Below are 21,468 nucleotides of genomic sequence, written 5' to 3'. Positions count from 1 at the left end.
TTATCTTAAACTTGAGCAGTAATCTACATAAAAAAAGACGCCAAAGCGTCTTTTCAAATGCGTTTATAGCCACAACTTAGTTTTCGTTGATGATACCCCAACGCTTATCCAGTTTAAGCGGTTCGTTTTTATAACGTGGGATAATGTGAATATGGAAATGTTCACTTTGGTCTTCACCAAACACATGACCATCATTAAAAGCGATATGGAAACCTTCAGGTTGATGGCGAATCTTAAGCTCGTTACGTGCCAGTTCCAATAAAGAGGAAAGGCTTTTACGTTCTTTCTCTGAAACCTCAAAAAAAGAAGCAATATGGCGCAAAGGAATAATCACTGAATGACCTTTAGACAAAGGGTTATGTTCAGGCAAAATTGCACCAAATTCATTTTTATCAATGATATCAAATTCTTCAAAGTCACAATAAGGACATACTTTTTCAGTCATTTCTAATCCCTCGTTTTGTTGTCTTAATCGACGTAGAACGTATTTTAATTAAGCCAGAGTAGGTTAAGCCAAGGTGCGATCTAATAAATCATACATTGCTGCTAATCCTGCTTTTTCTGCTTCGGCGTTATAACCTAGATCTACGCCATTGGCTTTTGCTTTTTCATCTGCTTGTGGGTTACTAAAGCCATGTTTAGCATCTTTGAGGATGATCACTTCAGATTTTACCTGAGCATGCTGCATTTCTTGTTTAAACGATTCGACATCTGCCAAAGACACCATGCTGTCTTTTTCACCATGTAGCACTAACACTTGCGCTTTAAATTTTTCTGCTTCCGCTGCTTTTTGCGCAGATAAATTTGCATGGAAAGTAATCGCAGCTTTTAAGTCAGCACCTGAGCGTGCCAAATCTAATATCACTTTACCACCATAACAGAATCCAATCGCAGCCAAACGCGTTGCATCGACTTCTGGTTGTGCTGCTAAAGCAGCCAAAGCCGCGGCTGAACGCTCAACAATGGTTTGCTCATGTTGGAAGGTTTGCATCATCCACTCATGGGCTTGAGTCGCAACAGCCGTGGTTTTTTTATCGCCATACATATCAATTGCCAGCGCAGCAAAACCATGTTGTGCCAACTCTCGAGCACGTTGTTCAGAATACTCATTTCGGCCCCACCATTCTGGACCAACAATCACACCTGCAACTGGTTGTGCGGATTCAGGCGCAGCAAAATAACCGATTAAAGTTGTTCCATCTTTTGCTTGGTATTGAATTTCACGAGTTTTGATTGCAAGAGCCATCTGTTAATCCTTGTGTATCGGCGAGAATGAGATTGATTAAAGCATAAATATATAAGATTCAAATGACTAAATTTCGAATATTTACAATAGAAATGTGAAAATTTATGAATGAAAAAGGTCGTTTTCAAATGAAAAAGAGAAGAACCAAGGTTCTTCTCTTTCATGAAAATTGATCAGGAAAAGCTAAACTTTTCCTCTCGAAATAAAACCAACAATCGCGAGGATTACCGCGACAACGAGAAGAATGACTGCGAAGTCTTTAGACATTCCCGCAACACCACCAAAACCAAATAAACTTGCGATTAAGGCGATCACAGCGAAAATAATTGCCCAACGAAACATAAGATTCATCTCCATATTTTTGTTATGTATTTTCAGTATAGGCAGAAAAATCTAAGGGACTTGTGAAGTTGTGTTTAAAAAGTGTGATTAATAAAGCAATATGTAAAGGTTTGTTCTGTTTTAAATTTTCTAATTTCTGCTTATATACTGATATAATTATTTCGCCTTAAATAACTTTAATGTTATGCCATGACCTTTGAGATCCGCCCCCAGTTTTGGAAGAATTATACACTGTCTGAGTTAAATCCGACCGAGTGGGAAGCGTTGTGCGATGGTTGTGGGTTGTGCTGTTTGGTGAAATTAGAAGATGATGACACACATGAAATAGCCTATACCAAAGTGTCTTGTAAACTCCTCGATTGTGAAACAGCACAATGTTCTGACTATCCTAATCGTTTAGATTATGTACCCGACTGTATTCAATTAAGCCCTGAAAAATTAGCCAATATTCATTGGTTGCCTTCAAGTTGTGCTTATCGTCGGGTGAATGAAGGTAAAAATTTACCGGCATGGCACTATCTGATCACAGGCTCAAGAAGCAATGTGATTAAAGCCAGAAAATCTGCTGCTGGGCGTTGTATCTCCGAAACAGAAGTCAATGAAGAAGAAATCGATGAATACATTGTAAGATGGGTGCGGTAAATGCTTTGAATCAATTATGAATTGATAATCATTATCAAATAGTAATATGATAACCAAGCCCTCCAGTTTGATGTGTTTTTAAAATGTTTGCTTTATCTTGGTTATTCAAAAAAAGTACATTCTGTTTATGTGCAATCAGCCTGAGTTTCGGTATTTACTCCAATGTTTATGCAAAACCAGATTTGCAAGCTTTAGGGCCAAATATTGCGGACCAAGGCTCCAGTTATTATCAATTTCAAGTAAAAAATTTTCAATCCGCAGATCAACAACGGCATTATAAAGTTTGGGTCGGTATTCCTAAACATATCAATAAAAATAAGATCTTACCTGCTGTTTACATGTTAGATGGCAACTCTGCTATGGCGCGTTTAGATGAGTCACTGTTAAAAAAACTATCCGAACAAGACAGCCCTGTGTTGGTGGCTATAGGCTATCAAACCCAGTTACCGTTTGAGTCCGCTTCACGGTCTGTAGACTACACACCTGCTGATGAATCTGGAAAAGTAGCGGCTGACCCACGCAATCCTGAACGTATGGCTGGCGGAAGTGCACAATTTAGACAGGTGCTGTTTGAAAAAATTATGCCGTGGGTCAATACGCAAGTAAAACTGGATAAGCAACGTACCGCATTGTGGGGACATTCTTATGCTGGTTTATTTGTTTTAGATACCCTTTTAAATAGTCAAAGCACAGATAATAAGTTTTCACACTATTTTTCAGCCAGTCCATCTCTCACATGGGCAGATTCTCGATTACTCAAAGCCGTTGAAAAAGCCCCGCCTGAGCAATTAAAAAATAAAAAATTATGGGTGATGGAAGGTGACATCATTCAGTCTACAACGAGACCAATCAGCCCAAATGCAGATCGGGATATGATTCAAAATAACCGTCAATTGGTTTTAGATTTGGCCAGTAAAGGCGTAGATGGCAAATTAATGCTTTATCCACATCTTAGTCATGGTCAAGTATTTCAGGCCTCGTTAATGGATGTTTTGCAGAATCGATTATTTTAAAGCTGAAAGTGCAATATTGATGATTTTCCATAGTAGACTAAGGACAGCATTCATCAATTAAAAAAGCAGTATGTCAGACACTCAAATTCCGCTTCCAGAACGTTTACGTCCACGTGATTTGTCTGAAATTATTGGGCAAGATCATTTACTCGGTGTTGCAGCACCACTCCGTCAAATGATTGATCAAGGGCATTTACCCTCGATTATTTTTTGGGGGCCGCCTGGTGTTGGAAAAACCACCATCGCATTGTTATTGGCTCAAGCAGTCGATCGTACATTTATTAGCTTATCTGCCTTAAATACAGGGGTAAAAGAGCTCCGTGAGGTGATTGCTGACAGTGGTGATTTATTAACACCGGTGGTGTTTATTGATGAAATTCATCGTTTTAATAAGTCGCAACAAGATGCCTTATTGAATGCGGTTGAAAAAGGCAAAATTACCCTGATCGGTGCGACCACTGAAAACCCTTCATTTGAAGTCAACAGTGCTTTGCTGTCTCGTTGTCAGGTGTATACCTTAAATGGATTAAGTAATGAGGCGATTCAAGAACTCATTTTACGCGCGATTCAACAAGATAAATTTTTAAAAGACCGCCATATCCAGATTGAAGAATTTGATGCATTGGTTCAATTTGCTGCGGGTGATGCACGTAAGGCACTTAATTTAATCGATTTAATTGCCAGTACCTTTGAGTCCGATATTGAAAATATTGTGACCAATGCGATCGTGGTCAAAGTTGCGCAACAGAATATTGCACGCTATGACAAATCAGGTGAGCAGCATTATGATCTTGTGTCTGCGTTTATTAAATCTATTCGAGGTAGTGATCCTGATGCAGCGTTGTATTGGATGGCACGTATGCTTAAAGGCGGTGAAGATCCGGTTTTTATCGCTCGTCGTATGTTGATCGCTGCTTCAGAAGATATTGGAAACTCAAATCCAAATGCCTTGCTTTTAGCGGGCGAATGTTTCCGCTCGGTTCAAGCGATAGGCATGCCTGAGTGTCGAATTATTTTAGGCCAATGCGCAGTTTATCTGGCAACCAGTGCAAAGAGTAACAGCACTTATTTGGCGATCAATAAAGCCTTAGAACTTGCAGAAAAAACGTCCAACCTACCTGTGCCACTCCATTTACGTAATGCACCGACCAAGCTTATGAAACAACAAGGCTATGGTGTGGATTATCTTTATCCTCATAACTACCCTGAAAATTTTGTGCTACAGGAATATTTACCACCTGAATTGAAAGGCACAAAATTATATGAGTCTGCTCGTAATAAGCGTGAAGTTGAAGGTGAGCGTTTACAGCAACGTCGTTGGCAACAAGAACAGCAGCAACAGTAGTTGAGAAGTTTATTTGCTTAGGCATCTTTTAAATAGATGTTCTATTTTATATAAAGGTTTAAAATATCGGCAAAATTTAAATTAGGCTGACATCATTTTAGAAATACGCTTGAGCAAAGTGCTTCTAAATGGTTTAGAAATTTTATGAAATTATCCGTTTTATCTTTTGCTGTTTTAATTTCTTTGTCGATGTTGAGCCATGCTGAACTAGCAAGTAAAATTTCGACCCAAAATCAGCCTAAACTTGCTTCGCAGTCGCTTAAAACACTTTATCAACAAAGTTTTGTTCAGCAAAAAACAATCCCTCAAGGCTGGCGTATTCCTGGCAACAATGCCGGCAACGTCTATGTTGAAAATGGGATACTTCATATTGATGGTCGAGCAAATTCAGTCAGTCCGACCTCAATTTTATTACCGCAAAATCTTGAAAAACAACAAAACTATCGCATTGATCTCGAATTTACTTTAGACCAAGCTGTCAATAACTCACGTTGGGGCAGTGTGATTTATGATGTCACAGAAACTCAGGGGGTGATTCCCAGCAGTTATTATCAATTTACCCTCAGAACAGACACCACTGCAAAAAATGGTACGGAGTTTGGTCGGCATAAAAGTAATGGGCAATGGGACGTCTCTGAAACGAAAGCATTTTCGGAGAACATCAAAGCAAATCAATGGTATAAAGCCAGCATTGTGGTCTCTGGGCAACGCGTACAACACTATTTAAACCACCAGTTAATGCAGGACGTAGAACTTGACCAAGGATCTGCCAAAGGCGGCATCGGGCTTTCAGCAACAGGCCTAGTCTTAAAAGTTAAAAATATTCAAGTCTCTGAACAAACCAGTGCATTGCCAGACTTAGCCAATAAAGTCACTCAAGTACAAGAAATTCAAACTAATGTTGGTTTGGCACCGACGCTGATTCAAAAAGTTAAAAATACCAGCAGTCCATTAAATTCAACCAATCAGTTATATTATCAATTAGATGCCAATTTAAACTTGCTTGATCAGACAGGGCAGGTGATTGAAACATTACAACAATATTTATCCAATCCACAGCGCAATACCATTCCTGTTTTAGAAATCAAAGATCCCAAAAGTATTGAAGCCTTAAAATTACTCTCTAAATCTAACGATATGAGCGATATTACTGTATTGTCGAAAAGTGATGATTTACTCAAGTCTGCGCATCAAATTGTACCTACGCTTCGCACAGCATTAGATTTAAGTCGCGAAAATTTAAAGGACAGCCATGCAAGTCTTTCTGAAATTATGCGTCGTACTAATCAGGCCTATGCACGCATCGTGGTTCTTCCGCATCGCCTTGCCAACAAATCGAGTGTCAGCTTTATTCAACGTCATTTAATGACAGTGTGGGTTGATACACCAGCACATGATCCGCAGGATGTTGCCAGTATTTTGACTTCAGGTGTGAATGGGATTATTACAACGCAAAGTACGCTATTTGCTAGTGTCTTAAAACAATTTCCAAAAAACACTTTATTGCGTAAACCCTTTATTATTGGGCATCGTGGTGTACCTAGTTTAGAAGATGAAAATACCTTAGAAAGTGCAAAACATGCAGTTGCTTTGGGTGCAGATATTGTTGAAAACGATATTTATTTAACCAAAGATCAGCATCTTGTGGTGATGCATGATGCAACAGTGGATCGCACTACGCGTTCAACAGGTAAAATTGAAGAAATGAGCCTTGCGCAGGTTCAGCAATTAAAATCTAAAAACAAAGCTTATCCAATACCGACCCTTGCAGAATATTTCACTACATTTAAGCACAATCCAAACTTTGTACTAATGATCGAAATGAAAAGTGCCAATCCAGCATTGGTTGCAAAAATGCAGGATGAAATTAAAAAGTACCAAGTTGAAAATCAAGTCGTCACGACCTCATTTAATGCAGATCAAGTTGCGCGTGCACAGTCACAATTGTCTGAGATACCACGAGGGTTATTGGTTGGAAGTATGCCCAATAGTCGCAATACTTTAATTGCGGCCAAACAAATCAATACCGATGTTCAGAAATATAATTCAACGTATAACCCTGCTTATCGTGCTGATTTGATCAATCTTTTAGAAACGACCAAGCACCGTGGAATCAGTTTTTGGCCTTGGGCATTGAATGATGAAACATTTAAAAAATTATATATTGCAGGGACCTACGGGATAACCACAAATTCTGCGCAACTTTATGCAAAATACATCGTTGATATTCAAGCACCCAAAAATGTCAAAGTAAAAGCTGAACAGCCGGTATTACTCAATGCGCAATTGGTTCAGCAAGATGGCGTGAAACTCAATCAACAACTCAGTAATTTTGTCGTTTTATCAGGTTCTGCAAAACATGAGATTAAAAATGGTCAGTTGAGTTTCTCTGAAAAGGGCACTGCATATGTTTTGGCAGGTTATAAATATCAGATTGATGCACAAAACTTCTATCAAATCTTTTCAGCCCCGATAAAGGTCATCATCCAATAGCTTATTTTATGGTATCTGTTTGAAATGGGAGTTTTACATCTTTGGGGAAATTTGGAAAAAGTGTAAACAGGATCTGAGGATTATTCTTTAGTCCTGCACCGTCCAGATAGGTCCATTGATGTGATTGTAGTGAACGAATGGCGACCATAAATGAGGGTGATGCCGCTTGAATTTGACCTGCAACTTTCATGGTGATGGTTTTGGGTACAAAGCAAATTTCTTCACGATCTACGATATAGCTATAAAGTGGCGGCTTTGATTGTACATTGACAATTTCTACCTGTGATTTGGTAAGCAGATTTTGAGCGTATTTAAGCAGCTGTTGATAAGCTTCTGCACCACCAACATAATTGATCAGAGATGGATGGGTTTTTTGTTGCATAAATGAATAATCATTTTTCTTTAAATCTTGTCCTAATTGATCTAAGTCAGGCGCAATAATTTTAGGATAATCTTGCTGACAGTTTAACTCTTCCGCCTGTGCAGGATTTAAAATGATCAAGAATAAAATGACAGCATAAATTGTTTTTATCATGTTGGATTAAATCTGAATATCGTTTGTTTTGAGTATATAAGTTTCTTAAAAAAAGTTCATCAGCAATCCAAGCTTAACGATACTCGCTGATCCAACAGGAGATTTTGTCACTCGTCTCTGTTCATCTCTGAAAAGTTAGGTAGCGTCTACGCAAATTGATTTAATTAAAATTATGAATGAAGAAAAATTATATTCTAGTCTATGCGTTTCTCAACAGGTTGAGGATATACCCAATAACGATACACATAAAAAAACCGAGTCATTCAACTCGGTTTGAAGCCCTTGGTTAACTTTAACCTCTACCACTTATAATTAATTTTGCCGTAATAAAATGCGCCATTAAAGCCAAACGGTGAGAACTGGCTGTATTGCAAACTTCCGCCAGTAGGTTTGTTGATGTCATAAACATCTTTATCAGGATAAACATTGGTAATGTTGTCTCCCCCAACAGTAAATTTCCAATTGTTTAATTGGTATGTCAGTGCTAAATCCAACAGCCATTTTGCAGAAAATTTTTGATCACTGGCAGCACCTGAGTTACTGTAAGTTTCGAAGCTTCCATAACGTGTGATATTGGTATTGATACCAAAATTTCCAATTTTATAATCGTTGGCTAAACTGAATTTATGTTCAGGTGTGCTTCCAGCCAATAAACCATATTGTTCACGACGGTCTAAACGGGTGAGGTTGACACCCAAGGCATTTAAAATCTCAGGGTTTTTATCGACATCGGTGACTTTATTGCGATTAAAATTATAAGCCAAAGATGTGGTTAACTCGCCATAAGGCAAGTTTTGCCATTGGTAATTGGCAACTAAATCTACACCACGAGTGCGGGTATTACTGGCATTATTAAAGAAACGAACCGTGCTGAAATTGGTATCGGTAATCCCTTTAGACACCAAATAAGCGCGAACAGTGGGGCTGCTGGCATTGATATTTGAAGATAAGCTAATACGGTCATCAATATCAATTTGGTAGGCATCCAAAGTTACATATAGGTTTTTAGTTGGGGTAAATACCAAGCCAAGACTATAGTTCTTTGATTTTTCAGCTTTTAAGTCTTCTGCACCGAGCAATTGTGCAACTTGTGAAGAACTTGGAAATGTTCCAGCCTCAACAAACTGTCCATTGACCAATTGCGAAGAGGTTTGAGTGAAATATTGTTGTGCTAGACTCGGTGCTCGAAAGCCTGTAGAAACTGAGCCACGTACCGCAATTTGAGGTAAAAGCTTATAGCGTAACGAAAGAGATGCATTATTGGTGTCCCCAAAGTCATCATATTTCTCATAACGATAGGCTGTAGATGCTGAAAGTTTTTGGGTAATATCTGTTTCTAAATCGAGATATCCTGCATAACTGTCACGTGTCCATTTCCCAGCATCTGCTTGGCGAAAGCCTGATAAACCTGAAGAACCACTTTTATAATAAGAGGCAGGATTGCCTGCTTTGATTTGATATTGTTGGTTTAAATATTGAGCACCAAACGCGACATTTAATGGACTTGCAAAAGCAGAGATCTCAAATTCTTTTAACAAATCAATATTATAAACAGCTTGGGTATTCTTTAACTGTCCATTATGGAATGAATTTGGTGTTGAACCTGTATCTTTGTATAGATCGACATTGATGGTTTTTGTATTTACATCATATTGGTTTAAGCCATAATTGGCTGAAACATCATAGCGCCAGTCTGCGACTTCCCCACGTAAGCCTGCAACAGCACTAAAGTCATCTAATTGACCGCGAATCAGCGGTAAATAACCATTTGGAAATAATGCAGGTACATTGTTCGAGGCATTACTCAAACGATAGAATCCAGCAGTTTCTGCATTACGATGGCTATAGGTTGAAAAACCATATAATTCAACAGTATCACTGAGGTCAAAACCAGCATTAACAGAAGCTTTTACCTCATCAGATTTTGGATCACCAAAACGGAAAGTTCTTTGTCCGTATGTAGTGGCGTTTGGATCACGAAGGTCTAAACCTGCGCGATTGGTTGCTTCATTGTCCTGCCATTCACCAGAAAAAATGGCATAACCATAATTGCCCAGTTGAGTACCGCCAGAGACATAGGATTGTTTTTGTTCACCATCACCTTTGTTATAAATACCGTAGCGAATACCTGCATCACCTGTTTTAGGATCAGACTTTAAGATAATGTTGACGACACCAGCAATTGCATCTGAACCATAGCGAGCAGACGCACCTTCTCTAAGTACTTCAATACGGCTGATGGCAGAAATCGGAATGGCATTTAAATCGGTCGGTGCTGAACCACGTCCAATGGTACCCCCAAGGTTAATAAATGCCCCAGTATGGCGACGTTTACCATTCACTAAGACCAAAACTTGATCAGGAGAAAGCCCTTTTAGTTGCACTGGGCGAACGAGTTCTGTTCCATCGACAACGGTTGGACGAGGAAAGTTAATCGAGGGGATAATTTTAGCCAGCGCCGTACCTAACTCACTTGAACCTGTACGTTCTGTCAATTCCGCTGCACTAATCACATCAATCGGTTGTAAGGAATCTGTTTTAGAACGTTTTAGCGAACGTGTACCTGTGACAACAATGGTATCAAGTGTTTTAACTTCTTGATTGGCTGGAATCTGTTCCGCAGCGTAGGCATGTGGATACAGAAATGTAAAAACTAAGCTGGCGGTCAGGCTTAATGAATATCGTTTTGATAATGTACGCATAACTCTATTTTGTAGCTCTTTTTGTAACGGTTTGTTGTGATCATAGTGAGCTTGAGATTATTTAGAAAACAACTTTTAAAAATATAAATAGAATAAAATCTGCAAAGTGTATGGTTATTTAAAGTGTTCTCAGTTTAGAAATCTAGATTTTATCATGCGATGTTTTATGGGAAGTTTGATACACAATCTTTTGAAATTATTGATAAAGCGTATGATTTTGAATGGCTCAGTGATGAGGCGATGATATTGAATCAAGTTGATGAATATAGTGATGATCAACAATTCACATCAGCAAAAGCTGGGTTTGATCAATGCTATACAGACGTATAAATCCCATGACAGAGCCCCGTTTGATCAGTTTATATTTGCTTTAATGCAAAAGGGCTACCTTAAATTGATAGCCCTTTTCACTTTATCCAATCAGCTTAGCGTGGAGGAAAGCCCGCTTCTGATAAAGCATCAACCACTTGTTGCTGTGTTGCTGTTGTTTCAACTTTAACACTGTGACTTGGTGGATCGGCAATCACCTTGGCATTTTCATCTACAGATTGAATTGCTTTGGTTACACCACGTGCACAACCACCACAGGTCATATTTTCAATATAAAATTCCATATCTCACCCTGCTCTAAGAAGACTTAAACTTAAGATAAACCTTACCATAATTGTAAGGTCAAGTTTTAATGTTTAAAGTTTCATCGCAACGCTTTTTCAAAAATAATTTACAGTATTTTTAAGTCGTCGATTGCTCAATTTTTTACGAATGCTAAATGCCAACATAGGCGAATGGTTTATATACAGAATTTATGCTTTGATAGTAAACTCTGCATTGAAATTGTGAATGATAAGAACATGATGATGAATAAAGACCATTTATATTCAGTGATTTACCAAGACATTCAAGATGCTTTCGCTGAGATTCAGCAGCTTACACAAGATCAGCATTTATGTGCTATTGGTTTGGGAATGGTTGAGGATTTCTGTGGTTTCTTTTATGTAGGATGCACATTAGAACAATTAAAAACCTTTGAAGACGTCTATGAAGCATGGTGGATTTCAGAATGGAGTTGTTCAAGTACTGCCAATAATCGTGTTCACGATGCAATCACGGCTTTGTATCAGGACTTGGGAGAGGATTATACAGATGAGCAATATAGCGAATTGCAAGCGCACTATCAAAAGACCATTATTCAAGCATTACAAGATTTAAGAACACAAGGAAAATTAAAAAACCAACAGGGTGAAGAAATTATTGTCATTATTCAATATGCAGACTCATCCGATGAAGATTTTGAGGACATCAGTTTCCCACAAATTAATCCTGAGTTTTTAGTGCCTTTATTTGAAAACCGCTTTCAGAAAAAAGCTGGTGAAAATTTATATGATTACCTATTAGAAAAATCAGTATCTTAAAATAAGAAACCGAGCTAAAAAGCTCGGTTTCTGAAGAATCAGTATCTAAAATTAGATATCTGAAAGATCTACACCAATGCGTGTAGCCACTTCTTCATAAGCTTCAACAACACCACCTAAACCTTGACGGAAACGGTCTTTGTCGAGTTTTTTCTTGGTGTCTTTATCCCATAGACGGCAACCGTCTGGAGAAAATTCGTCACCCAATACGATACGGTCATGGAACACGCCAAATTCAAGTTTAAAATCAACAAGAAGCATGTTGCCTTGAGCGAATAAGTCTTTCAGCACAACATTGACTTTTTGAGTCAATTCTTTCATTTGCGCCAATTGTTCAGCATTTGCCCAACCCAATGCAATTGCTTGAGACTCGTTCACCATAGGATCGCCTAAAGCGTCATCTTTGAAGAACAATTCAAATGTTGGTGGAACAAGCTCTAAACCTTCTTCAACACCCAAACGACGGCATAATGAACCTGCAGCATAATTACGCATTACACATTCAACAGGGATCATTTGCAATTTTTTCACTAAAACTTCAGTTGGAGAAAGAAGTTTTTCGAAGTGTGTTTCAATACCAGCTGCAGCCAGTTTTTCCATGATAAAGGCATTAAAACGGTTGTTCACCTTACCTTTACGGTCTAGTTGCTCTATTTTTTCGCCATTAAATGCAGAAGCATCGTCACGGAAAACTAGAATTAGATGATCCGCGCTATCTGTTTCATAAACAGATTTCGCTTTACCAGTATAGAGCAAGGTTTGTTTTAACATGGGGGAACCTTTTGCAAAAAAAAATTGCCTAGAACGACTAGGCTGGCCAGTTTTGGTAAATCTGGGTTAATAGTTCTGCAGCTTTTTCTTTGTCTGCAAAGCTATTATCGGCGTTAAACACAGCAAGTGTGTTACTTGAACCTACAGAATTAAGTTTCAATACATAAGTTGAATTATCGATTTTTACAGTTGCCTCATTGGCATTTTTGCTTTGGCCGATAACCTTATGATTTAAGCTACTGAGGGTCGCAAGTGCGTACTGCCAAATTGTAGCAGAATTTCCATCAATTTTGATCAGTGGATTGCCATTTCCATCAGTTAAAATTTGAGGACGACCAACACTTTCAGTTGATGCAGAAACTTCATCAGCAGGTGCACTGATTTGAGCAACATCTGGACGAGGAACTTCGTAACGGTTGCCTCGTTTATTTTCAAATTTTGGTGCATGCTGAAGTGCAAGAGGGTCAACAATAGGAGCTGGATACATTGGCGTTGCAGGTCTAACTGTTGAACCTTCAGGGTAGCTAAGTGGCTCTACAGTGGTCGTGTTTTTATAATCTAAAGAACCATTGCTGATTCCAAGGGAACTACAACCCGCCAAGCTTAAAGCTGAAATGGCAAGAGTTAAACCTAAACGTAATTGCATAATACTAAGCTCTTATTAAATGAGACCCACTGCTTTGAGTTCTTCACGCAGTGGTGCACGGTATTGTTCTGCTAGGGGAGTTAATGGTAAGCGAATGCCAGTACCAATTAATTCCATTTCATGAAGTGCCCATTTCACTGGAATTGGGTTCGATTCGCAAAATAGAATATTGTTTAATTTTGCAACTTGGTCATCCTTGCTTTTCGCTGTTGCAGCATCACCTGCAATTGCAGCGGCACAAAGTTCGCTCATGATTTTTGGTGCAATATTTGCTGTCACTGAAATATTGCCGTGGGCGCCTAACTGAATCAATTCACTCGCAGTCGCATCATCACCTGAATACACCACCATGTTTTTGCCTTTTAAGCCATCAATCAGCTCTTTACCACGGGGAACATCGCCAGTCGCATCTTTAATTCCTACGATTTGAGGAATATCTGCTAAACGAATCGCGGTGTCGTTGTGCAGATCTACACCAGTACGACCAGGTACGTTGTAAAGAATGATAGGTAAATCAACAGCTTCAGCAACTGCCTTATAGTGTTGGAATAAACCTTCTTGCGTTGGTTTGTTATAATAAGGGGTAACTAAAAGTGCGGCATCTGCGCCGAGTTGTTTGGCTTCTTTGGTGAGTTCAATCGCTTCGTGTGTCGAGTTTGCACCAGTACCGGCAATAATTGGAATACGTTTATTGGCAACACGGATAATTTCTTTAATTACTTCTGTGTGTTCTGCCATGCTAAGAGTAGATGCTTCGCCAGTTGTACCAACAGCAACGATACTATTAGTGCCTTGTTCTATGTGCCACTCAACGAGCTTCTCGAGACCCTTCCAATCTACGCTGCCATCTTCAAACATAGGGGTGACGATTGCGACAATTGAGCCTTGAATGGTCTGTGCTTGCTGAGTCATTTTAAAAAAATATCCTATTTTTCCATCCACATGCGTTTGAGTAAACAAGGATTGGGATGGTTGCAGTATTTTGATTTGAGCGTGAAACAATCATCTTAAAGATTGCCTAATGCTTATGCAAATTATGACTGATTCAGCGTGTCAGAACAATATGCTTTAGTCAAAGCTTGGAAATTCTTTAACAAAAGCAACAAATCACTCACATTTCCAAGCAATTTTTTTTATTTTCAGTTTTTTATCAAACATGAACAGCGTGCAGTTTTAATCCCAATGCTGGGTAAAATCTATTCGCGCTAGAAAACAATTTTCTATTGGGCGGCGGAGTCTCGCCGTTTAGAATCTAGCGAACCGTTCTAGATGATTTCTTGGTTGATTTTGATAAGACGCTCGCAAATGTACGCTGTTATATTGTATGTTGAGCCATCGAGTGTTTAAATTTTTACGATTAAAATAATAGTCATTTGGCCAATATAAGGGTAGGGAAATGTTGCAATCTGAGCGTAGTGCCTTGATCGTTGTTGATGTACAAAATGGTTTCACTTCAGGGGGAAATTTAGAAGTTGCCCATGCTGAGCAAATCATTCCAACTATCAATCAATTGGCACGACATTTTGACAATATTGTATTGACTCAAGATTGGCACCCTGAAAACCATATTTCATTTGTTGAGAATCATCCCAACAGTAAAGCTTATGACCTGATTCAGTTAGATTACGGCCCGCAAGTATTGTGGCCATCACACTGTGTACAAGGGAGTAAAGATGCTGAATTTCATCCTGATCTAAACATACCAACTGCACAACTGATCATTCGTAAAGGCTTTCGTTCTCAAATTGACAGCTATTCAGCCTTTATGGAAGCCGATCATAAAACCACTACAGGCTTGGCGGGCTATCTTAAAGAACGCGGTATAGATACGGTGTATATCGTGGGGATTGCAACAGATTTCTGCGTCGCATGGACGGCCATGGATGCTGCCAAGTTAGGCTTTAAAGCCTTTGTGATTTCGGACGCGACCAAAGCGATTGATTTACACGGTTCTTTACAACACGCATGGCAGGAAATGCTGGCTGTCGGTGTAAAACGCATGATCTCAAAAGATATTTTCAACGAAGTATAAGTACCAAGACTTGCATCATTTGAGAAATATTACTGCTTTAAAACATCTTGCTTTAAGATAAGCCGAAATCCTCAATCTGCTTGGGTAGGGACAATGTCAGCAATTTTACGTTTTAGTCAGTTTGTACAAAAAACTTTTGCCCTGTGGGTTGTGGTATTTGCCTTTATTGCCTTATGTTTTCCAGCAGCATTTGTCTGGATGAAAGCATATATTCCATGGGTTTTAGGGATTATCATGCTGGGAATGGGCATGACCATGACCGTGGACGAATTTAAGAATGTCTTGTCAAATCCCAAAGCAGTTGTGATCGGTGTCGTTGCACATTTTGTGGTGATGCCCAGTGTGGCATTCTTTCTCTGTAAAGTTTTTAATTTACCACCCGAAATTGCGGTAGGGGTAATCCTTGTCGGCTGTTGCCCTGGAGGGACAGCATCCAATGTCATCACCTATATGGCCAAAGGAAATACTGCTTTATCCGTCACATGTACATCTGTTTCAACGTTTTTAGCGCCTATTTTGACACCTGCAATATTCTATGTGTTAGCCAGCCAGTGGATTCCGATTGATGCGGGTTCAATGTTTATCGATATTCTTAAAGTGGTGATTTTTCCAATTATTTTGGGCGTGATTTTAAGAAGCCTATTTAAACAAAAGACCGAGCAATATATTCAAGTAATGCCTTTGATCTCTGTGGTTGCCATTGTGGTGATCGTGGCAGCAATTATTGCAGCCAGTAAGGCTTCAATTTTGCAATCGGGCTTGCTAATTTTGGGTGTGGTGATTTTACATAATGGTTTAGGCTTTTTATTAGGCTATTGGGCAAGTCGTCTATTCAACTTATCTTATCCTGACTCCAAAGCTGTTGCGATTGAAGTGGGGATGCAAAATTCTGGTTTAGGTGTGACCTTAGCTGCGATACATTTTGCTGCATCTCCAATAACCGCAGTGCCAAGTGCTATTTTTAGTTTATGGCATAATATTTCTGGACCTGTTTTAGCCACCTATTGGGCAGCGAAAGCCGATAAAATGGCTGAAAATAAACAATAATACTATTTTAAAATTTACGTTTCATTTAGAGAGCTTTGGCTCTCTTTTTATTTATAGTGCTTATTCATACGCTAACTGTTTTAAAAATTCATCCTCAGTGAGCACGCTAAAGCCATGTTGTTCGAGTAGGGCTGCAGTAACCCCTTTGCCTGATATTTTATGCCCTGAAAATGATCCATCATAAATCATTTGTGAACCACAAGAAGGACTGTTGGCTTTTAAAATAATATGTGTCACTTGATGGTATTGGGCGAGTTTTAGGGTTTTTTCTGCACCTAGAATAAATTCAGCTGAAACATCATCACCATTGGCGTCTTTTACTTTGGCTTGTCCCCTTAAAACCTGATAACCATCACCACCTACGATTTCAGCAGGTTGCCGAGGTGTACTTAAGCCGCCTGAAACTTCAGGGCAAATCACCACGGCTTGTTGAGTGTCTAGCAGTTGTTTAAGCTTGTGTTGTAGGCAGTTCTTGGCATCGTAGCGAACATTTTCACCTACAAGACATGCACTAATCAGATATTTTTTCATTATCTTGAGGTTAATTCGAGTTGCATTAAATCCATACCAATATCATATAAATCTGTTTTAAAGTCGATGCTTAATTTCTCTGTAAAAGCAAAATTTTGATAGAATTTTTTTGCACGGGTATTGGTTGTTAATACTTCCAAAAATACAGAAGCTTGTTGCTGTTCACGTGCAATATCAATCGCATTTTGCATAAGCGCAGATGCAAAATTTTTCCCAACCGCCTCTTTAAGCAAGTAAATTTTCTGTAATTCTGCACCAATAATATCTAGATGGGGTTCATATTGATTGAGATTTAGCTTGGCATATCCAATAATTTGCGCTTGTTCATTTTCAAGCAATAGCCAAACTTGATCAGGATCTCGCAGAGATTCGGACAAATTTTCTAAACTAAAATTTTGATTGAGAAAGTTTTGTAGACCTTGTTCTGACCAAAGATCAGCAAAATGTTGACGATATGTGGTGCAGGCAAACTGATTGAGTTGCTTGAGATGGATTGGCGTGGCTGGATAAATTTTCATTATATGTTGTCATCAAATGACGCTTTGCTATACCTTGAATTTGTATTCAATCATGGATGAGTTTCATGGGATAATCAATCCGAAATAGGGAAAATGAATCTTGTTATGAGTGTGTATGTCGATCGCGCAAAAGTTCCTTTTAAAGGCCAAGAATGGTGTCATTTGATGGCAGATACACTGGAGGAATTACATCACTTTGCGCAAATGTTGGAAATCGATGCCCGTTTATTTCATCGCTCTGCCTCTTATCCGCATTATGATATTACCCTGCAAATGCGTGTGATGGCGATTGCTTATGGCGCAATAGATGCCGATCGAAAAACCATTATTGCTTGTGGAAAGAAACTGAAGTTACAACTCAACCAATCTTTATAAAGAATTGGTTTTTTATTTAAGCTTGATAAAACCGAACCTCCAGAAAAATACTTTATCGCGATTAAGTCTTGTCCTTATGAGAAGCACAAGAGTAGAATCTTTTATGATGAAAAATTATGAACAACGATTGTGATTAATATATGACTTTTAAAGACGGCTCAACAGAAATATCGCAAGACGAGATTATTATTCTGGCTGAAACTTTTCGACTTTTAGGAGATGCCTCACGTCTCAGAATTCTTTTATTCTGTATGCGTGGACCTAGCCCAGTTGGCGATATCTGTGAAGCACTCGATTTGTCGCAATCTTTGGTTAGTCATCATTTACGTTTATTACGTTCAGCACGCTTGGTGAAAAGTGAGCGTCAGGCCAAACAAGTCTTATATGAAATCGCTGATACGCATGTCAGCCATGTTTTGTCTGATATGGCAAAACATATTGCAGAAGAGCAGTGTGGTTAAATTTTCTATTTTTCAAATCGATTATTAAAAGTAAAGTGAATTTCAAAATGTGGATGCCACAAGGCAACAATCAATGACCTTGTGGCGATTTGTGCTTGATCCATATTGATCTTAATGACTATGTCCAGCATGAGGATCAATTTTTGTCGGTTTTTCAAGGCTACAGCTGCTATCACCTTGCCAATCAATCGCGACAGTTGGATGTTCAATATCAAATTTGGTTTTTAATTCATGTTCAATTTGTTCGGTGAGTGTCTTGATATCAACACCTGCTTCAGGTTGGACATGTAATGTTGCCATTGCTCTTCCTGAAGTAATCATCCATACATGAATATGGCTAATTTTCTGAATGCCTTGAACCGATTTTAATAAGTGAGTGGTGATATCTGTTGTATTCGCATTGGCAGGCGCACCTTCTAACAAAATATGAATGGTTTGTTTAAACAAAGACCATGCACTGCGCAATACAAGTAATGATACAAGCACAGATAAAATAGGATCAATCGGTGTCCAGCCTGAGTACCAGATGACGATTGCAGCAATAATTGCAGCAACAGAACCCAATAAGTCACCCATCACGTGCAGAATTGCACCTTTGATATTTACATGATCCGTATCATCTCGTGTGAGATACCATAAAACAAAGATATTCACCAACATACCAACAATTGCGACAATAAACATCGGTCCTGCAAGTACGGGTTGAGGTGATTGAAAGCGTACAATGGCTTCATAGACGATCCATCCAACAATCCCAAACAAGGTTAGAGAATTGATCAGGCCTGCAATCACTTCAAAGCGCATATAGCCGAAAGTACGTGATTTATCCGCAGTACGACGGCCAAAGCGAAACGCTGCATATGCTAATCCTAATGCAAGTGCATCCGTCATCATATGGCCTGCATCAGCTAACAGTGCCAGTGAACCAGATATGATTCCCCCAGCAGCTTCAACAAGCATAAAACTGAAAATAATGAAGAAAGAAATCAGAATTTTTCTTTCATTTCCTGTAGTTGCTTCAGGTACATGTGCGTGGTTGTGATCACTATGGCTATTATGGGGGTGATTATGATTGTGTCCCATAAGGACCTCTGAATTGGATTATTTACATATGAATATATGTTCATATGTTTGTTTTGTCAAATAGCTTCATGTTAATTTTTTATTGCATTGTGAATCAAAATTTCAAAAAACTGATGTCATAAGGCACTTAGGTTTAACAAAACAGAATGAAGTTTTTAAAACGGACTGGATTCACTTTCGAGTTTATTTAATTTAATGCGAAGTAAAAAAGGAGGCTATTTTTCGCTAAAGGATCTTGTTGGTTCAAGTTTAGTTTAGGGTGATTGTTCTGGTTGAGGTTATTTTAAATTGATGGATCTATAAAAATCAGGCATAAAAAAATCCACACATTCATGCAATTTTAGCGCATGCTTTGTGTGGATTGCTTGAGCTATTGATATGTGTATGAAACTTAATTTATTTCATACACTACAATAAGTAACTGATTGATTATTCAACCGTAACTGATTTTGCTAAGTTTCTTGGTTGGTCTACGTCAGTACCACGTAATACCGCAACATGATAAGACAGTAACTGTACTGGGATACTGTAAGCTATCGGTGCTAACCAAGTATTTACTGTTGGAACATAGACAACATGTTGACGATCTTTAGCCACGATACCGCTATTTTCATCTGCAAAAACAAACAGTTCACCACCACGTGCTTGGACTTCTTCCATATTGGATTTAAGTTTATCCAGCATGTCATCATTCGGTGCAAGAATCACCACAGGCATATCATTGTCGACCAATGCCAGTGGGCCATGTTTCAATTCACCTGCAGCATAACCTTCAGCATGAATATATGAAATTTCTTTAAGTTTTAATGCACCTTCAAGCGCAATTGGGAATTCTGTACCGCGACCCAAGAATAAGCAATGCTGTTTCTCTTTAAACAGAACAGACAAACGTAAAATTTCTGCATCATTTTGTAAGGTATCTAAAATGACTTTAGGGATATGCCACAGCGCAGAAGTGATTTCATCAAGACGTTCAGCTGAAATGGTTTGCTTAACCTGACCAAGTTTAAGGGTCAATAGCATCAAAGCTGCGAGCTGTGTGGTGAACGCTTTGGTTGATGCGACCCCAATTTCAGGACCAGCCAGAGTTAATAAATGATGATTTGTTTCACGAACCATAGACGAGGTCGCGACATTACAAATCGTCATGGTGTAGATATTTAAGCCTTTTGCTTTAGCACGCTTTTGTGTATCACGTAATGCAGCCAAGGTATCTGCAGTTTCACCTGATTGGGAAATACAGACATACAAGGTGTTATCTACAATCACAGGCGAGCGATAACGGAACTCGCTGGCAATTTCGACTTGGCAAGGCAGATCAATCAGCTGTTCAAACCAATATTTTGCAATCATTCCTGCATGGTAGCTGGTACCACAAGCAAGCACCTGAATTTGCTGAACATTTTTAAAATCTATGTTTGCATTTTGTAAGAAATCTTCTCGTAGTGTATTGCCATTCAAAGCTTGAGAGATCGTTTGTTGAATTGCTTCAGGTTGCTCAAAAATTTCTTTGAGCATGTAGTGTTTATACTCACCTTTAGAGGCATTACTCACGGTTGCATCCAGTTCTTTCACTGGACGATCAACCAATTGATCATTAACAAAAACTTCAATCGTTTCACGAGTTAAACGCGCAATATCACCTTCTTCAAGATAGATAAAACGGTTGGTCACAGGCAATAGTGCCAATTGGTCTGAACTAATAAAGTTCTCACCGATACCGACACCAATGACTAAAGGTGAGCCTTCACGAACAGCAATTAATTCATCTGGGTAATCGGTATGCACAATCCCCAGTGCATAAGCGCCTTTCAGTTGAGGTACGATTTCTTCAACGGCTTTTAATAAATTTGGCGATGATTTCAGTGCTTCAGTAATTAAGTGAGCAACGACTTCAGTATCGGTTTGTGATGTAAACACATAACCCAAAGCTTCAAGATCATCTTTAAGCTCTTGGTAGTTTTCAATAATACCGTTATGTACCACTGCAACATGGCCAGAAATATGCGGATGGGCATTATTTTCAGTTGGTTTACCATGGGTTGCCCAACGTGTGTGTGCAATACCCACAGAACCTAAAATATTCGACTCTGCAACCGCACCTTCTAAATTTGCAACTTTACCGACACGACGTTCACGTAAGATTTGCCCCTGATCAACCAGTGCAACACCCGCAGAGTCATAACCACGATATTCAAGACGTTTTAGGCCTTCAATTAAAATATTTGTAATGCTTCGTTCAGCAACGCCACCAACAATACCGCACATAATAAT

At 38.9% G+C, this 21,468-nt stretch carries 22 protein-coding genes; 9 read left to right on the top strand and 13 right to left on the bottom strand.

What is annotated here, in order from left to right; all coding sequences use genetic code 11:
• Positions 1 to 76: 76 nt before the first annotated feature.
• From ACQ7EO_RS21025 to ACQ7EO_RS21015, 3 genes are all read right to left on the bottom strand, one after another.
• Positions 77 to 445, bottom strand: coding sequence for an HIT family protein (locus ACQ7EO_RS21025; RefSeq protein ID WP_004718818.1), 369 nt, complete (start codon positions 443 to 445; stop codon positions 77 to 79).
• Between the two features lie 63 nt (positions 446 to 508).
• A complete protein-coding gene (locus ACQ7EO_RS21020; protein WP_096732481.1) occupies positions 509 to 1,246 on the bottom strand; it encodes a dienelactone hydrolase family protein in 738 nt (245 codons plus the stop codon).
• A gap of 183 nt (positions 1,247 to 1,429) precedes the next feature.
• Positions 1,430 to 1,588: a DUF1328 domain-containing protein gene (locus tag ACQ7EO_RS21015; protein ID WP_004718815.1), complete on the bottom strand. Its 159-nt coding sequence runs from the start codon at positions 1,586 to 1,588 to the stop codon at positions 1,430 to 1,432.
• Between the two features lie 189 nt (positions 1,589 to 1,777).
• Between ACQ7EO_RS21015 and ACQ7EO_RS21010 the strand changes: the two genes are divergently transcribed.
• The 4 genes from ACQ7EO_RS21010 to ACQ7EO_RS20995 all read left to right on the top strand — a co-directional run bounded on the left by ACQ7EO_RS21010 (position 1,778) and on the right by ACQ7EO_RS20995 (position 7,081).
• A complete protein-coding gene (locus tag ACQ7EO_RS21010) occupies positions 1,778 to 2,230 on the top strand; it encodes a YcgN family cysteine cluster protein (protein ID WP_154130164.1) in 453 nt (150 codons plus the stop codon).
• Between the two features lie 83 nt (positions 2,231 to 2,313).
• Positions 2,314 to 3,243 (top strand): alpha/beta hydrolase, encoded by a 930-nt coding sequence (locus tag ACQ7EO_RS21005; RefSeq protein ID WP_434278626.1) that lies wholly within the window; start codon positions 2,314 to 2,316, stop codon positions 3,241 to 3,243.
• Between the two features lie 70 nt (positions 3,244 to 3,313).
• The gene (locus ACQ7EO_RS21000; RefSeq protein WP_034614710.1) at positions 3,314 to 4,588 is read left to right on the top strand and encodes a replication-associated recombination protein A; all 1,275 of its coding nucleotides are present in this window, start codon (positions 3,314 to 3,316) and stop codon (positions 4,586 to 4,588) included.
• A 144-nt stretch (positions 4,589 to 4,732) separates the two neighbouring features.
• Positions 4,733 to 7,081, top strand: a complete 2,349-nt coding sequence (locus ACQ7EO_RS20995; RefSeq protein ID WP_434278625.1) for a glycerophosphodiester phosphodiesterase family protein — start codon at positions 4,733 to 4,735, stop codon at positions 7,079 to 7,081.
• A gap of 1 nt (position 7,082) precedes the next feature.
• Here the strand turns inward: ACQ7EO_RS20995 and ACQ7EO_RS20990 are convergent, their stop codons facing one another.
• The 3 genes from ACQ7EO_RS20990 to ACQ7EO_RS20980 form a co-directional block, all read right to left on the bottom strand.
• Positions 7,083 to 7,616, bottom strand: a complete 534-nt coding sequence (locus ACQ7EO_RS20990) for a hypothetical protein (RefSeq protein ID WP_434278624.1) — start codon at positions 7,614 to 7,616, stop codon at positions 7,083 to 7,085.
• A 299-nt stretch (positions 7,617 to 7,915) separates the two neighbouring features.
• Positions 7,916 to 10,318: a TonB-dependent receptor plug domain-containing protein gene (locus ACQ7EO_RS20985; RefSeq protein WP_434278623.1), complete on the bottom strand. Its 2,403-nt coding sequence runs from the start codon at positions 10,316 to 10,318 to the stop codon at positions 7,916 to 7,918.
• 425 nt (positions 10,319 to 10,743) lie between these two features.
• Positions 10,744 to 10,932: a heavy-metal-associated domain-containing protein gene (locus tag ACQ7EO_RS20980; protein WP_004818287.1), complete on the bottom strand. Its 189-nt coding sequence runs from the start codon at positions 10,930 to 10,932 to the stop codon at positions 10,744 to 10,746.
• A 237-nt stretch (positions 10,933 to 11,169) separates the two neighbouring features.
• Here ACQ7EO_RS20980 and ACQ7EO_RS20975 point away from each other — a divergent pair, with 237 nt between their 5' ends.
• On the top strand, positions 11,170 to 11,730 hold the full coding sequence (locus ACQ7EO_RS20975; RefSeq protein ID WP_434278622.1) for a DUF4303 domain-containing protein: 561 nt from the start codon (positions 11,170 to 11,172) through the stop codon (positions 11,728 to 11,730).
• 51 nt (positions 11,731 to 11,781) lie between these two features.
• Here the strand turns inward: ACQ7EO_RS20975 and purC are convergent, their stop codons facing one another.
• The 3 genes from purC to dapA are packed head-to-tail and all read right to left on the bottom strand — an operon-like array spanning position 11,782 to position 14,059.
• Positions 11,782 to 12,501: a phosphoribosylaminoimidazolesuccinocarboxamide synthase gene (gene purC / locus ACQ7EO_RS20970; RefSeq protein WP_004818291.1), complete on the bottom strand. Its 720-nt coding sequence runs from the start codon at positions 12,499 to 12,501 to the stop codon at positions 11,782 to 11,784.
• Between the two features lie 37 nt (positions 12,502 to 12,538).
• Positions 12,539 to 13,147 (bottom strand): hypothetical protein, encoded by a 609-nt coding sequence (locus tag ACQ7EO_RS20965; RefSeq protein WP_004718797.1) that lies wholly within the window; start codon positions 13,145 to 13,147, stop codon positions 12,539 to 12,541.
• Between the two features lie 15 nt (positions 13,148 to 13,162).
• The gene (gene dapA / locus ACQ7EO_RS20960) at positions 13,163 to 14,059 is read right to left on the bottom strand and encodes a 4-hydroxy-tetrahydrodipicolinate synthase (RefSeq protein ID WP_004718795.1); all 897 of its coding nucleotides are present in this window, start codon (positions 14,057 to 14,059) and stop codon (positions 13,163 to 13,165) included.
• 484 nt (positions 14,060 to 14,543) lie between these two features.
• Here dapA and pncA point away from each other — a divergent pair, with 484 nt between their 5' ends.
• Together pncA and ACQ7EO_RS20950 are read left to right on the top strand one after the other, a co-directional pair.
• A complete protein-coding gene (gene pncA, locus ACQ7EO_RS20955) occupies positions 14,544 to 15,179 on the top strand; it encodes a bifunctional nicotinamidase/pyrazinamidase (protein ID WP_434278621.1) in 636 nt (211 codons plus the stop codon).
• Between the two features lie 93 nt (positions 15,180 to 15,272).
• On the top strand, positions 15,273 to 16,226 hold the full coding sequence (locus ACQ7EO_RS20950) for a bile acid:sodium symporter family protein (RefSeq protein ID WP_004718792.1): 954 nt from the start codon (positions 15,273 to 15,275) through the stop codon (positions 16,224 to 16,226).
• Positions 16,227 to 16,286: 60 nt separating this feature from the next.
• Here ACQ7EO_RS20950 and ACQ7EO_RS20945 read toward each other — a convergent pair whose 3' ends face one another.
• Both ACQ7EO_RS20945 and ACQ7EO_RS20940 read right to left on the bottom strand, forming a co-directional pair.
• Positions 16,287 to 16,757 carry a DUF523 domain-containing protein gene (locus ACQ7EO_RS20945; protein ID WP_034611128.1) on the bottom strand — a complete coding sequence of 157 codons (471 nt, stop codon included), beginning with the start codon at positions 16,755 to 16,757 and terminating at the stop codon, positions 16,287 to 16,289.
• Positions 16,757 to 17,275, bottom strand: coding sequence for a GNAT family N-acetyltransferase (locus tag ACQ7EO_RS20940; protein WP_434278620.1), 519 nt, complete (start codon positions 17,273 to 17,275; stop codon positions 16,757 to 16,759). Before ACQ7EO_RS20940 ends, ACQ7EO_RS20945 begins: the two co-directional genes overlap by 1 nt.
• 105 nt (positions 17,276 to 17,380) lie before the next feature.
• Here ACQ7EO_RS20940 and ACQ7EO_RS20935 point away from each other — a divergent pair, with 105 nt between their 5' ends.
• On the top strand, positions 17,381 to 17,650 hold the full coding sequence (locus ACQ7EO_RS20935; protein ID WP_004718783.1) for a DUF4031 domain-containing protein: 270 nt from the start codon (positions 17,381 to 17,383) through the stop codon (positions 17,648 to 17,650).
• A 140-nt stretch (positions 17,651 to 17,790) separates the two neighbouring features.
• On the top strand, positions 17,791 to 18,111 hold the full coding sequence (locus ACQ7EO_RS20930) for an ArsR/SmtB family transcription factor (RefSeq protein ID WP_004718782.1): 321 nt from the start codon (positions 17,791 to 17,793) through the stop codon (positions 18,109 to 18,111).
• 111 nt (positions 18,112 to 18,222) lie between these two features.
• Here ACQ7EO_RS20930 and ACQ7EO_RS20925 read toward each other — a convergent pair whose 3' ends face one another.
• Both ACQ7EO_RS20925 and glmS read right to left on the bottom strand, forming a co-directional pair.
• Positions 18,223 to 19,194 carry a cation diffusion facilitator family transporter gene (locus tag ACQ7EO_RS20925; protein WP_004718779.1) on the bottom strand — a complete coding sequence of 324 codons (972 nt, stop codon included), beginning with the start codon at positions 19,192 to 19,194 and terminating at the stop codon, positions 18,223 to 18,225.
• Positions 19,195 to 19,623: 429 nt separating this feature from the next.
• Positions 19,624 to 21,462 (bottom strand): glutamine--fructose-6-phosphate transaminase (isomerizing), encoded by a 1,839-nt coding sequence (gene glmS / locus ACQ7EO_RS20920; RefSeq protein ID WP_434278619.1) that lies wholly within the window; start codon positions 21,460 to 21,462, stop codon positions 19,624 to 19,626.
• Positions 21,463 to 21,468 lie beyond the last annotated feature (6 nt).

The sequence above is a fragment of the Acinetobacter sp. CE-15 genome, from assembly GCF_051059255.1.
GTDB classification, from domain to species: domain Bacteria; phylum Pseudomonadota; class Gammaproteobacteria; order Pseudomonadales; family Moraxellaceae; genus Acinetobacter; species Acinetobacter guillouiae.
This window is presented reverse-complemented; position numbering and strand designations above follow the sequence as displayed.